A 12,530-nucleotide genomic window follows, 5' to 3' on the forward strand; every position below is an offset into this window, starting at 1 on the left:
TCGGCCCCGGGCGGCGACGCACGTCCGAGGTCGGCATGAACCACGAATGCGACGATGAACCCCGATTCCGGGGGGTTCATCGTCGCATTCGGGGTTCACGGGCGGTCGGAGCCCTTTGGAGCCGCCGGGGCGTCAGCGGCTGCCGAGCGGACCGTTCTCGCTGTGGGGGTCGCGCGACTCGAGCACGGGCGCGGCGTGGGAGCCGCCGCCGACGGCGGGTGCGGCCTGCGCACGCAGCAGGTCGCGGATCTCGCTGAGCAGTTCGACGTCGGTCGGCGGGACGTCGGCGGGGGTCTCCTCCGCCTTCTGCTTGGCGAAGGTGCGCTTGAGCAGGTTGTTGACCGGCAGCACGAGCACGAAGTAGACGACGGCCGCGATGATCAAGAACTGGATCGCGGACCCGATGACGGCGCCGAACTTCAGCTGGGCCTCGCCGCCGGCGAGCGTCGGGATCGTGACGATGAGCGCCTCGTCGAGCATGGTCGCGTTGAACGCGGCCCCGATCAGCGGGTTGAACACGTTGGTCACGAGCGACGTCACGATGGCGGTGAAGGCCGCACCGATGACGACCGCGACGGCGAGGTCGATGACGTTGCCGCGCAGGATGAACTCTTTGAAACCCTTCACGGGCGACTCCTTCTGATCGGACGAGATGAGATTCTCGACGTCAAGCAAACCACGGAGGCGCGCTCGGGTGGCCCCGCCGGTCGCCGCGGCCGGTCAGGACGAGCTGGACGAGCCGCCCGACGAGCTCGAACCGGACGAGCTCGAGCCCGACGAGCCGGAGCCGGACGAGCCGGAGCCCGACGAGCCGCTGCCGGACGAGGACGAACCCGACCCGCTGCCCGAGGCGCCCGACGAGGACGAGCCGCTCGCGCCTCCTGAGCTCTTGTCGGACGAGCCGGACGACGATCCCTTCTCGCCGGAGCCGCCCGACGAGCCCGAGCCCGACGTGCTCTTCGAACGCGAGTCGGTGCGGTAGAAGCCCGACCCGTTGAAGGTCACGCCGACGGGGCTGAACACCTTGCGGAGCTTGCCCTGGCAGACCGGGCAGACCGTCAGGGTGTCGTCGGTGAACGACTGGACGATGTCGAAGGCGTTGTCGCACTCGGTGCAGCGGTACGAGTAGGTGGGCACGGAGGCGCTCCTGAGGGAAGGCGAGTCTAGAACTCGTGGATGCCGGAGGGGGTGACGACGCCGTCGACGGGTTGGTCGTGCCGCTCTCGGGGCACCGACTCGACGTACTCGGGGTCGAACACCACAGCATAGACGGGCGGACGACGCTCCATCGAGCCGAGGGTCTTGTCGAAGTAGCCCCGGCCCCAGCCCATGCGCATGCCGCCGTGGTCGATGGACGCCGCGGGCACGACGATCAGGTCGACGTCGTTGACCGCCATCGGGCTGAGCACCTCGCCGACGGGCTCGGGCAGGTCGAAGAGGCCCCGGGTCTCGCTCTCGCCGTCACCCACCGCCCAGTCGAGCAGGCCGTCGGCCCGCGTGATCGGGAACAGCACGCGGACGTCGTTCGCGAAGGCCCAGTTCAGGAACGGACGCGTGTTCGGCTCGACGTCCGTCGACAGGTAGGCCGCGATCGAGCGCACCGACAGGCCCGTCGCGAGGTCGGTGAGGTGCCGCGTGATGCCCTCGGTGGCCTGGTCCCTCTCGTGCGCACCCAGGGTGCGACGCTTCTGGCGGATCTCGGCTCGCAGGGCGCGTTTGGCGTTGCCGACGTCGTCAGTCATGACGACGAGCTTAACCGTCCGACTATTAACCTCCGCGAAACGTCGGGGATGGATACGCTGACCCGCATGGGCTTCACGATTTCTAAAGCAGTCATTCCCGCCGCGGGCCTGGGGACACGATTCCTGCCCGCCACGAAAGCAATGCCGAAGGAGATGCTGCCGGTCGTCGACAAGCCGGCGATCCAGTACGTCGTCGAGGAGGCCGTCAACGCCGGCCTCACCGACGTGCTGATGATCACGGGACGCAACAAGAACGCGCTCGAGAACCACTTCGACCACGTCAGCGAGCTCGAGGAGACGCTGAAGAAGAAGGGTGACCACGACAAGCTCGCCAAGGTCAACCAGTCGACCGACCTCGCCGACATGCACTACGTGCGCCAGGGCGACCCGCTCGGCCTCGGGCACGCGGTGCTCCGCGCCAAGATGCACGTCGGTCGCGAGCCGTTCGCCGTGCTGCTCGGTGACGACATCATCGACGCACGCGACCCGCTGCTGACGCGCATGGTCGAGGTGCAGGGGCAGAAGAACGCCACCGTCATCGCCCTCCTCGAGGTCGACCCCTCGCAGACCCACCTCTACGGCATCGCCACGGTCGAGAAGACCGACGAGGACGACGTCGTCAAGGTCACCGGCCTCGTCGAGAAGCCGGCCCAGGGCGAGTCGCCCTCGAACCTGGCCATCATCGGCCGCTACGTCATCCGCCCCGAGGTCTTCGACGTCCTCGAGAAGCAGGAGCCGGGCAAGGGCGGCGAGATCCAGCTGACCGACGCCCTCATGAAGATGGCCGGTGCCGAAGAGTGGACCGGCGGCGTGTACGGCGTCGTCTTCCGTGGCCGTCGGTACGACACCGGCGACAAGCTCGACTACATCAAGGCCATCGTCCAGCTCGCGTCCGACCGCGAGGACATCGGCGGCGAGCTGCGCCCGTGGCTGCAAGAGTTCACCGCCGGGCTCGAGAAGTAAGCAGGCGACTCGTTCCGTGACGAACATCCCCACGCTGACGGAGGGGGCGGTGACCATCCGCCCCCTCCGTCTCCGTGACACCCGCGACCTCGACCAGGCCCTGATGGAGAACCGGTCGTGGCTGCGACAGTGGGAGGCCACCAACCCGAATGGCTTCACCAGCCACGACGTGCGCGGCAGCATCCGTTCGTTGCAGACGAACGCCCGGGCCGGGCTCGGTCTGCCGTTCGCGATCGAGCTCGACGGCCGGTTCGTCGGCCAGCTGAACGTCTCGGGCATCGCCTACGGCTCGCTCGGCTCGGCCACCATCGGCTACTGGGTGACCCAGGCGGCGGCGGGCCACAACGCGACGCCGATCGCGGTGGCACTCGCGACCGACCACTGCTTCCGGGCGCTTGGGCTCCACCGCATGGAGATCTGCATCCGGCCCGAGAACGCCCCCAGCCTGCGCGTCGTCGAGAAGCTGGGCTTCCGCTACGAGGGTCTGCGGCGGCGGTACATCCACATCAACGGTTCGTGGCGCGACCACTTCTGCTTCGCGCTGGTCGCCGAAGAGGTCCCCGAGGGCGTCCTCCGTCGCTGGACAACGGGCACCGTGCCGGTCGGGCAGGGCAGCGTGCCCGCCGACGCCCTGGCCGAGGCGGGGCGCGCGCTGCCGCTCTAGCGACTCCGCCGCGGGGTCGCCCGTCGGGTCGCGAGGCACATCCGTGCCGCGACACGCGGACACACCTGTCGATCAGCGGCCTCCGGGGCCCGCCCGCTCATACCTTGGTCACCATGAACATCGAGTCGTGGGGTGGAGGCGTCGTCCTCGCTCTCGTCGCCGCGCTCTGGCTCGTCTACCTCGTGCCCACCTGGCAGCGCCGACGCGAGTACCTCGCGACCGAACGCAACGCCGTGCGGCTGCAGCAGACCCTTCGCATCCTCGCCCAGACGGCCGAGGTCCCCGACGAGGTGCGCATCGAGGCGAACGCCCGCTCGGTCGCCGACGCGCAGAAGATCCTGCGACACGAGGAGGCGCGGCGCGAGGCCCTGAGGCGTGCGCACGAGGCGGCGCGGCAGCGTGCCGTCACCCGCGAGCTCGCCGCGGCCGCCCCCGTGTTGCGTGCCGCCGACCGCGACCCGGCCCTCGCCGCCCGTCGGCTCCGACGCTCGCGCCTGGTCTCGACCGTGGTGCTCGCCGTCAGCGTCGTCGCCGTCGTCGGCGGCGTCGCCGCGGGCCTGACGTCGTCGTGGGTGCTCGTCGTCGCCGGCCTCCTCTTCGGCGCCGGCGCGGTCGCGATGCTGACCCAGCTCGCCGCCGTGTCGCGGGCGCGCGCCCGCCGGGCGGTCGTCGCCCCCGTCGCGCAGCCGCTCAAGGACTTCTCCGGCGTCATGGGCGACGGCGTCGTCATCCGCGACGAGCAGGCCTCGGCCGAGTCGCGCCTCTGGACGCCCGTGCCCGTCCCGAAGCCCCTCTACCTGCGGCGCGGCCGCCAGCGCCCCGTCCCCGACGCCTCGGTGGACGCCGCGTCGGCCGACGACGCGGCGGCCGAGCTGCAGCGGGACTCCCGTCGCTCGGTCGAGTCCCTCCGGTCGGCCCAACACGACGCCCTGCGCGAGGCCGCGCGGGCAGAGGCCGCGCTGCAGTCGACGCGACGGGCGTCGGTGGCCCGCGCTGTGCCTCCTGCACCCGTCGCGGCTCCCGCCGTCCCCGCCGAGGAGGCGCGGGTCGAGCCGGTCGCGCCCCCTCGCCCCCCGAGTCGCTTCGCCCGCATGGGCATCATCGACGACCTGCCGCAGTCGGACTTCTCACTCGACGAGGCCCTGCAGCGTCGCCGCGCCGTCTGACCCGCGGAGCGTCCGGCCCGGGTTCATGCGGGTGTCGACGAGGTGCTATCGTGGCAGAGCAGTTTCTGGGGCTATGGCGCAGTTGGTAGCGCGTCTCGTTCGCAATGAGAAGGTCAGGGGTTCGAATCCCCTTAGCTCCACCACATCAGGCCCGGGTCGATCACGACCCGGGCCTTCCTCATGCCGGCGCCGCCGTCGTCGGCCCGGGTGACCTGATGGATCCGCTGTGAGCGGGTGCGGCGGGCCGAGGGCGGTCGTAGCATCCGGGCATGTCACTCGCAGTCAGCATCGTGCAGCACGACGAACACGACCACCCGGTCTGGTACCTGCAGTACTCGTACGCCCGCGCCCTGCCCGGCGCGCCGGCCCGGGGGCCGTACCACTCGCGATCCGAGGCCGAGGAGGCGCTGCGCCACCTGCGCGACGCCGCCCACATGTACGGCGAGTTCGAGATCTCGGTGCTGCCGGCCTGACCACCCCGATTCGGCGCATGACCGCCGAGAGGTTGCGGAGGGTGAATCAATTACGACAGATCGGTAACGAAAACCGGTCGCGCAGCCTGTTCGACCCTCGGGGACGTCGAGATCACGACATGCTTGCCTGATGAGCACTCCGCAGCCGCCCTACGGCTCGTCCGACGAGCCCCGTGACCCTCGCGACGAGAACGGACGCGGCGACCAGACGCCTCCGCCGTCGGCACCCCAGCCCCCGCAGCCGGCCTACGGCACGACGCCCCCGCCGAGTGCTCCCCAGCCCGCCTACGGAGCCCCGCAGCAGCCCTACGGCGGGCAGCCGCAGGGCGACCGCTCGCAGCAGCCCTACGGCGGACAGCCGCAGCAGCCGTACGGCGGCCAGCAGCAGCCCTACGGTGGCGCCCCGACCGGCGCTCCCGCCTACGGTCAGGCCCCGCAGTCGCCGCAGGGCGGCAACGGCCTGGGCATCGCCTCGATCGTCGTCGGCGGCGTCGGACTGCTGCTGTCGTTCGTCGGGTTCGGCGTGATCCCTGCGATCGTCGGCCTCGTGCTCGGCATCATCGCGCTCGTGAAGAAGAAGGGTGCGCGCATGCTCGCCCTGATCGGCACGATCGTGTCGGGGCTGGGCGTCCTGATCGGCATCGCCGTCGTGATCTTCGGTGTCATCGTCGGGCTCGCCTCCGTCCAGGCCATCAACGAGTCCCTGCCCACGAGCGGCTCGATCGACTCGGGTGACACCGGGACGGCCGACGGCGACGCCTCGGCCGAGAACAACGCCTTCGGCGACACCTTCACCTACGACGACGGCATCGCCCTGACCGTCTCGGCCCCCGAGGCGTACACGCCCGGCGAGTACTCGAGCGGCGCCGACCAGGCGGCCTCCGTGGTCTTCACCGTGACGATCGAGAACGGCACCGACGCCAACTTCGACCCGATGCCCTACGAGACGGCCACCTCGGGCGGCGTCGAGGCCAGCAAGGTCTACGACTCCGACATCGAGAGCTCGCCCACGACGGTCGTCCCGGCCGGCCAGTCCATCTCGTACCGAATCGTGTTCTCGGTGGCCGACGCCGACCAGATCGTGTTCCAGATGTCCCCGTCGTTCGACTACGACGACGTGGTGTTCACCAGCTGACGCGTTCCGCGTCCACCGGCCCGTGTCGGGCGGAGCCCCCGTCGTCCGCGACGGGGGCTCCGTGGCGTCCGGGGCGACCGGTGTCGCGCCTCCTGCACCATGATGGTCGGGTGCCTCCGACGACCCCGACCGATGCCCCGACGCCCCACCTCTCGACCGATCCCGAGCTGCTCGCGCGGCTGAGGGCCGACCTGGCGTCGTCCGGGTTCACGGTCGAGCGGCTGCAGGGTGCCGACGCGTGGGGCTCGCACGCCGGGGCCGCACTCTTCCGCGGCGAGCGGGTCGCGGCCCGTCGTGCCCTCGCCCGCAGCGCGGCTCGCGACGAGTCCGTGCGTCCGGCCGCCACCCTCGCGTCGCTCTTCGTGCTCGGCTACCCGCAGGCCGTCGAGGCGGTGGCCGGTGCCCTGCCGACCCTGGGCGCCGAGGGCGCGGTCGCCCTCGGGCTCGTCGCGAGGGAGGGCGACTCGGTCCGTGCGCTCGTCGACCTCCGTCCGTACGCCTTCGTCGACGCCTCGGGCGAGGCGAGCTGGTGGATCGCCTCCGACCTCGGCGAGCTCGTCGTCGAGGGGGCGCTGCGAGAGGACCACGTGCTCGGCGTCGGGGGAGCCTCGGCGACGCTCGCCGGCCTGATGATCTCGCGCCAGGTCGACCGGGCGCTCGACCTCGGCACCGGCTGCGGCATCCAGGCGCTGCACGCGGCCCGGCACGCGCGGCACGTCGTGGCCACCGACATCTCGCAGCGGGCCCTCGACTACGCGGCGTTCAACGCCGCGCTCAACCTGGTCGACGGCATCGAGCTGAGGCTGGGCAGCCTGTTCGAGCCCGTCGCCGGCGAGACCTTCGACCACATCGTCTCGAATCCGCCCTTCGTCATCACGCCGCGAGCCGAGGGCGTGCCCGAGTACGAGTACCGCGACGGCGGCATGGTCGGCGACGACCTCGTCGCCTCGGTCGTCGAGGGCCTCGGGCGACACCTCGCGCCGGGCGGCATCGCACAGCTGCTGGGCAACTGGGAGTCCGGAGGCGCGGGTGCGGTCGCCGGCAAGAAGGGCGCGTACTCGGTCGCCGACTGGGCGGCCCGGGGTGGCGTGCCCGTCGACGTCTGGGTCGTCGAGCGCGAGGTGCAGGACCCGACCGCGTACTCCGAGACCTGGATCCGCGACGGCGGCACCCGACCCGGTTCCGCGGACTTCGAGCGTCTGTACGAGGCGTGGCTCGGCGACTTCGAGGCCCGGGGGGTCGTCGAGGTCGGGTTCGGCTACCTGACGGTGCGTCGGCCCGCAGGCGACGCGAGCCTGCCCGTGGTGCGCACGGAGCGCCTCCTCGGCGGTCTCGGCCAGAACGACGTGGGACTCGGTGCCCACCTGCTCGGCACGCTCGACGCGATCGACCTGCTGCGCGACCTCGACGACGAGCAGCTGGCCGCGCGTCGGCTGGTCGTCGCGGGCGACGTCACCGAGGAGCGCCACTACTGGCCGGGCAACGACGACCCCACGGTCATCTCGTTGCGGCAGGGCGGCGGCTTCGCCCGCACGGTCGACTCGGGCACGGCCCTGTCGGCCCTGGTCGGTGCCTGCGACGGCGAGCTCAGCGTCGGGGCGATCGTCGGTGCCCTGGCCCAGCTGCTCGGGGCCGACGAGGCCGCTCTGCGGGCGGAAGTGCTGCCCCAGGTCCGCGAACTGGTGACGACGGGCATGCTGCGGGCCTGAGCCGGACGGGCGTGTCCCGTCCCGGGCTCGGAAGACGTGCCGGGCGCCGGCCGGACGGGGTCAGGCGGGGGTCGTCACCGTCGCCAGCGCGAGGCGCCAGACGAGCTCGACGTGCTCGGCCATGTCGGTGGCGGGGTCGAGCATCCACTGGATCTGCATGCCGTCGCTGACCGCGAGCAGGACGGTCGCGAGGCGGGTGGGGTCGACGCTCGCCGGCACCTCGCCCCGTCGCTGTCGGGCGGTGATCGCCTCGGCGACCTGGGCGCGGATCGACGCGTAGCGCTCGACGAAGTACGCGTGGGCGGCATGGCTCGGGTCGCTCGTCGCGGCCGTCGACATGCTCGCGAACAGCTGGACCAGCCCGGGCACGTCGGCGTTGTGCCGGATGACGGTGATCAACTGCTCGACGATGTCCGCCTGCGGGTCGGCGAGGGCGAGGTCGACCTCGTCGCGTCGACGCAGGATGGCCGTGAACAGCTCGTCCTTGCTGTCGAAGTAGTGCAGCAGCCCGGCCTGGCTGAGGCCGACCGAGTCGGCGAGTTCCCGGACCGACGTGCCGCGGAAGCCGTTGCGGGAGACCACCTCGAGCGCCGTGTCGAGGATCTCCGTGCGCTTGGCCACACCCTTCGCGTACGAACCCCGTTGTGCCATGCGGTCAGGCTAGCGCGACCGTCGGCGGTCGGGCCCGAAACCCACCGTCACTCGGTTTTCGCTGGTAGCGTCACGTCATGACCCTCCATCACGACGGCGACGCGGCCGACGACCAGTTCCGAGACGACCAGGCCCGGGACGACCAGGCCCGGGACGACCAGGCCCGGGACGACCAGGCCCGACTGACCGAGTTGCTCGGGCGACTCTCGCTCGACGAGAAGGTGCAGCTGCTCACCGGCCGCGACTTCTGGACGACCCACCCGAACGAGAAGATCGGCCTGCGGCGCATCCTGGTCAGCGACGGCCCCAGCGGGGTGCGCGGCGAAGTGTGGGACGAACGCTCGCCGTCCCTGAACCTGCCCAGCGCCTCCTCGTTGTCGTCGTCCTGGGACCCCGACCTGGCCCGTCGTTACGGTGCCGCGGCCGCCGTCGAGGCCCGCCGCAAGGGCGTCGACGTCGTGCTCGGCCCGACCATCAACCTGCACCGGTCACCCCTCGGCGGTCGGCACTTCGAGGCGTTCAGCGAGGACCCGGTGCTCACCGCCGAGCTCGCTGCCGCGTACGTCCACGGCGTGCAGGACAACGGCGTCGGCGCGACCCCCAAGCACTACGTCGCCAACGACTACGAGACGGACCGCTTCACCGCGAGCACCGTGGTGAGCGACCGGGCCCTGCGCGAGCTCTACCTGCTGGCGTTCGAGAAGGCCGTCACCGAGGCGCACGCCTGGCTGGTCATGTCGTCGTACAACTCGATCAACGGCGTGACCGCGACCGAGAACGAGCTGCTCGAGACGCCGCTGAACAGCGAGTGGGGCTTCGACGGCGTCGTGGTCAGCGACTGGACCGGCGTGCGGAGCGTCGAGAGCGCGAAGCACTCGCAAGACCTCGTGATGCCCGGCCCGGACGGTCCCTGGGGCGACGCCCTCGTCGCCGCCGTGCGGGCGGGAGAGGTGCCGGAGGCCTCGATCGACCGCAAGGTGCTGCGCCTGTTGCAGCTCGCCGCCCGCGTCGGAGCCCTCGACGGCTTCGAGCCGATCGCCGCGACGCCGACCACGGTCGAGGACGGCATCGCCTTCGTCCGCGAGGCCGCGGCCGCCGGCACCGTCCTGGCCCACGACCGGGGAGGCGCGGTGCCGGTCGACCCCGCGATCGTCCGGTCCGTCGCCGTCGTCGGCCACAACGCGAGGTTCGCGCGGACCCAGGGCGGCGGCAGCGCCACGGTGCTGCCCGAGAAGGTCGTCACGCCCGTCGAGGGCATCGAGCAGGCCTTCCCCGACGCGACCGTGACCTACTCGGTCGGCGCCGTCGTGCAAGAGGGCGTGGCCGAGCTGCCCCTCGACCGCATCACCAATCCCGAGACGGGCGAACCCGGCGTCCGTGTGTCGTTCCGCTCGGGCGACGACGAGCTGTTCTCGGAGGACCGTCGGGCCACCGCGCTCGTCTGGTTCGGTGGCGACGCCCCCATCGAGCGCAGCGACACGGTGCGCTTCTCGACCCGCTACACGCCGGAGGTCACGGGCGAGATCCTGCTCGGCGTGGCCTCGGTCGGCCACTCGGTCATCCGCGTGGACGGCGAGGTCGTGCTCGACGGCACGAGCGAGGCCGTCGGCGACGACCTCGGCGCGGCGTTCCTCGCACCGCCGTCGCAGTCGGCGGCCGTGGCGGTCGTCGAGGGGCGACCGATCGACGTCGTCATCGACCACACCATCGGGGCGAGCGCACTCGGCGGAGCCCTGAGCTACACCTTCGGCATCGAGCCCGACGACGCCGACCCGTCCGGGCTGATCGACGAGGCCGTCGCGGCCGCGGCGGCCGCCGACCTGACGATCGTCGTGGTGGGCACGAACAGCAAGGTCGAGTCCGAGGGCTTCGACCGCACCTCGCTCGACCTGCCCGGCCGCCAGGACGAGCTCGTCTCGCGCGTGGCGGCGGCCGCGGCGACGACCGTCGTGGTCGTCAACGCGGGATCGCCGGTGACGATGCCGTGGCGTGACGAGGTCGACGCCCTGTTCCTCACCTGGTTCGGTGGTCAGGAGTACGGCCACGCGCTCGGCGACGTCCTCACCGGTGCCGTCGAGCCCGGCGGCCGTCTGCCCACGACGTGGCCCGCCACGCAGGCGGACGTGCCCGTGATCGACGTCACCCCTGTCGACGGCGAGGTCGTCTACGACGAGGGCATCCACGTCGGCTACCGCGCCTGGCTGAAGGCCGGCACGACCCCGGCCTACCCGTTCGGGCACGGCCTCGGCTACACGACCTGGTCGCTCTCGGGCCTCGACGTGACCTCGACGGTGAGCGCAGGAGGCGCGGTGCAGGTGGCCGTCGACGTCACCAACACCGGCGCCCGCGAGGGCAAGCACGTGGTCCAGGTCTACGCCTCGCGCCTCGACTCCGTGGTCGACCGTCCGGTGCGGTGGCTCGTCGGGTTCGCGCCCGTCGTGGTGCCGGCCGGGGGGACGAGCCGCGTCGAGGTGACCGTCCCGGCCCGGGCGTTCGCCGACTGGCGCGACGGGTCCTGGGCCCACGAGCCGGGCGCCTTCACGGTGCACGTCGGGTCGTCCGTCGCCGAGCTGCCGCTCGAGGCGACGGTCGTGCTCGAGGGGTGAGGCGCGCCGCGTGACGCGACCCGCGCCTCCTGGTCCGTCGGATCAGGAGGTGCGGGTCGTCGGTGCGCGGAGCGGGCGTCAGCCGCGGTGGTTGCCCGTGCGCTCGCCCCACTCGCGCCACGAGTACTCGGGCACGAAGCCGAGCAGGTCGCGGGCCTTGTCGCTGCTGAGCAGCGGCTCGACGCCCTCGACCGCCCGGCGCTTCTCGACCTGCGGCCAGTACTGCTCGGCGAGCACGGCCGTCGGCGTGTTCATCACGGTGTCGGACGCCGCGATGATGAACGCCTCGAAGCCGACGAGGTCGCTCTCGAGCGCCTTGCGCACGGCCTGGGCGCCGTCGCGGGCGTCGATGTACGAGAACAGGTTGAAGGTGCGCTTCTCGGGGGTCTCGTCGAAGGGGTACTCCGAGTAGTCGCCGTCGTCCATCACGTTCGAGAAGCGCAGGCCGATCAGCTTGAGCTGACGGTCCCACCGCGTGAAGTGCCGCGCCATCTCCTCCTCGACGGCCTTGCCCAGCGAGTACGACGACTCGGGGCGCACGGCGTACTCCTCGTCGAGCGGCAGGTACGGCGGATCGATGTCGAACGGGATGCCGAGCAGGGTCTCGCTCGAGGCCCAGACGACGTTGCGGATCTTCGCGGCACGGGCGGCCGCGAACACGTTGTAGCTCGACGTCACGTTGTTCGTGAAGAGGGCGGCGTTCGGCACCAGGCCGGGGGCCGGGATGGCGCCGAGGTGCACGACGGCGTCGATGTGGTCGTACCGGTCGTCCACGCTCGTGAGCGCCTGGGCGACCTGGCCGTAGTCGGTCAGGTCGACCTTGACGAAGACGACGCCGTCGACGGGGTCGGGGCTGGGGACGCGGTCGAGCAGGACGACCTCGTAGCCGTGTTCGGCGAGGTCGCGGACGACGGCACGGCCGAGCTTGCCGCTGCCGCCGGTGACGGCGACGCGGGTGGTGGGGGTGCGGGGAGACGACATCGTCGGCCCTTTCTGCCGGACGCCCGGCGGGTCTGGGGGTGCGCGGATCGGGCTCCGCGCCTCCGTCGTTTCTACTAGCCGGCGGGCCTCCGTGGTCGGACGCGGGTGGTCGGGCCGACTCCGTCCCGACGCCCGGGAGGCGCGGTGGGGGTCCGCATCCGCTGGGAGCCGTGTCGGACGTGCCGGGTAGCTTCGGCCTGACCGGGGTCGACCGTCGGCCCCCGAGAGAGGCCCTCATGAGCACGCCCACGAACCCCGCGAACCACGACGCCGACGAGCGCACCGACCCGGCGGCCGTGCACGGCGACAGCCCCGAGGAGGTCGAGCTGAACGGCGAGTCCCCGGCCGACGAGGCCGCCGTCGAAGGCGCCGTCGACCAGGTCGACGGGCTCCTCGGCGGCCCGGGACGCGTCGCCTGAGCCGTCGGGCCGGTCGACGCG

13 protein-coding genes and 1 tRNA gene are annotated in these 12,530 nt (G+C 71.8%); 9 read left to right on the plus strand and 5 right to left on the minus strand.

Going from position 1 to position 12,530, the window contains the following annotated elements; genetic code table 11:
- Positions 1-132: 132 nt before the first annotated feature.
- From mscL to QRN23_RS03915, 3 genes are all read right to left on the minus strand, one after another.
- A complete protein-coding gene (gene mscL / locus QRN23_RS03905) occupies positions 133-627 on the minus strand; it encodes a large conductance mechanosensitive channel protein MscL (RefSeq protein WP_056049319.1) in 495 nt (164 codons plus the stop codon).
- 93 nt (positions 628-720) lie between these two features.
- The gene (locus QRN23_RS03910; protein ID WP_285062635.1) at positions 721-1,137 is read right to left on the minus strand and encodes an FmdB family zinc ribbon protein; all 417 of its coding nucleotides are present in this window, start codon (positions 1,135-1,137) and stop codon (positions 721-723) included.
- A gap of 26 nt (positions 1,138-1,163) precedes the next feature.
- A complete protein-coding gene (locus QRN23_RS03915) occupies positions 1,164-1,742 on the minus strand; it encodes a 5-formyltetrahydrofolate cyclo-ligase (protein WP_056048994.1) in 579 nt (192 codons plus the stop codon).
- A 48-nt stretch (positions 1,743-1,790) separates the two neighbouring features.
- Here QRN23_RS03915 and galU point away from each other — a divergent pair, with 48 nt between their 5' ends.
- From galU to QRN23_RS03950, 7 genes are all read left to right on the plus strand, one after another.
- Positions 1,791-2,705: a UTP--glucose-1-phosphate uridylyltransferase GalU gene (gene galU / locus QRN23_RS03920; RefSeq protein WP_369794403.1), complete on the plus strand. Its 915-nt coding sequence runs from the start codon at positions 1,791-1,793 to the stop codon at positions 2,703-2,705.
- A gap of 16 nt (positions 2,706-2,721) precedes the next feature.
- Positions 2,722-3,369 (plus strand): GNAT family N-acetyltransferase, encoded by a 648-nt coding sequence (locus QRN23_RS03925; RefSeq protein ID WP_056048986.1) that lies wholly within the window; start codon positions 2,722-2,724, stop codon positions 3,367-3,369.
- Positions 3,370-3,482: 113 nt separating this feature from the next.
- Positions 3,483-4,535 (plus strand): hypothetical protein, encoded by a 1,053-nt coding sequence (locus QRN23_RS03930; protein WP_285062637.1) that lies wholly within the window; start codon positions 3,483-3,485, stop codon positions 4,533-4,535.
- Positions 4,536-4,602: 67 nt separating this feature from the next.
- Positions 4,603-4,678, plus strand: a tRNA-Ala gene (locus QRN23_RS03935).
- A gap of 126 nt (positions 4,679-4,804) precedes the next feature.
- Positions 4,805-5,008 (plus strand): hypothetical protein, encoded by a 204-nt coding sequence (locus QRN23_RS03940; RefSeq protein ID WP_056048981.1) that lies wholly within the window; start codon positions 4,805-4,807, stop codon positions 5,006-5,008.
- A 130-nt stretch (positions 5,009-5,138) separates the two neighbouring features.
- Positions 5,139-6,143, plus strand: coding sequence for a YybS family protein (locus QRN23_RS03945; protein ID WP_159827272.1), 1,005 nt, complete (start codon positions 5,139-5,141; stop codon positions 6,141-6,143).
- Between the two features lie 110 nt (positions 6,144-6,253).
- On the plus strand, positions 6,254-7,852 hold the full coding sequence (locus QRN23_RS03950) for a DUF7059 domain-containing protein (RefSeq protein ID WP_200412951.1): 1,599 nt from the start codon (positions 6,254-6,256) through the stop codon (positions 7,850-7,852).
- Between the two features lie 60 nt (positions 7,853-7,912).
- Here the strand turns inward: QRN23_RS03950 and QRN23_RS03955 are convergent, their stop codons facing one another.
- Positions 7,913-8,503, minus strand: a complete 591-nt coding sequence (locus QRN23_RS03955; protein ID WP_200412952.1) for a TetR/AcrR family transcriptional regulator — start codon at positions 8,501-8,503, stop codon at positions 7,913-7,915.
- Between the two features lie 77 nt (positions 8,504-8,580).
- Between QRN23_RS03955 and QRN23_RS03960 the strand changes: the two genes are divergently transcribed.
- Positions 8,581-11,109: a beta-glucosidase family protein gene (locus tag QRN23_RS03960; RefSeq protein WP_285062641.1), complete on the plus strand. Its 2,529-nt coding sequence runs from the start codon at positions 8,581-8,583 to the stop codon at positions 11,107-11,109.
- Positions 11,110-11,187: 78 nt separating this feature from the next.
- Here the strand turns inward: QRN23_RS03960 and QRN23_RS03965 are convergent, their stop codons facing one another.
- Entirely contained in the window at positions 11,188-12,090 is a 903-nt protein-coding gene (locus QRN23_RS03965; protein ID WP_285062643.1) for an NAD-dependent epimerase/dehydratase family protein, read from the minus strand.
- 236 nt (positions 12,091-12,326) lie between these two features.
- On the opposite strand from QRN23_RS03965, the gene QRN23_RS03970 reads away from it, so the two are divergent.
- Positions 12,327-12,509, plus strand: a complete 183-nt coding sequence (locus QRN23_RS03970; RefSeq protein ID WP_056048970.1) for a hypothetical protein — start codon at positions 12,327-12,329, stop codon at positions 12,507-12,509.
- Positions 12,510-12,530 lie beyond the last annotated feature (21 nt).

The sequence above is a fragment of the Frigoribacterium sp. ME-P-080 genome (assembly GCF_030209595.1).
Taxonomy (GTDB): Bacteria; Actinomycetota; Actinomycetes; order Actinomycetales; family Microbacteriaceae; genus Frigoribacterium.

Coding starts and splice junctions, on each gene's coding strand:
- QRN23_RS03930 (WP_285062637.1), top strand. CDS start 3,483: ATGAACATCGAGTCGTGGGGTGGAGGCGTCGTCCTCGCTCTCGTCGCC.
- QRN23_RS03965 (WP_285062643.1), bottom strand. CDS start 12,090: ATGTCGTCTCCCCGCACCCCCACCACCCGCGTCGCCGTCACCGGCGGC.
- QRN23_RS03955 (WP_200412952.1), bottom strand. CDS start 8,503: ATGGCACAACGGGGTTCGTACGCGAAGGGTGTGGCCAAGCGCACGGAG.
- galU (WP_369794403.1), top strand. CDS start 1,791: ATGGATACGCTGACCCGCATGGGCTTCACGATTTCTAAAGCAGTCATT.
- QRN23_RS03940 (WP_056048981.1), top strand. CDS start 4,805: ATGTCACTCGCAGTCAGCATCGTGCAGCACGACGAACACGACCACCCG.
- QRN23_RS03960 (WP_285062641.1), top strand. CDS start 8,581: ATGACCCTCCATCACGACGGCGACGCGGCCGACGACCAGTTCCGAGAC.
- QRN23_RS03970 (WP_056048970.1), top strand. CDS start 12,327: ATGAGCACGCCCACGAACCCCGCGAACCACGACGCCGACGAGCGCACC.
- QRN23_RS03945 (WP_159827272.1), top strand. CDS start 5,139: ATGAGCACTCCGCAGCCGCCCTACGGCTCGTCCGACGAGCCCCGTGAC.
- QRN23_RS03915 (WP_056048994.1), bottom strand. CDS start 1,742: ATGACTGACGACGTCGGCAACGCCAAACGCGCCCTGCGAGCCGAGATC.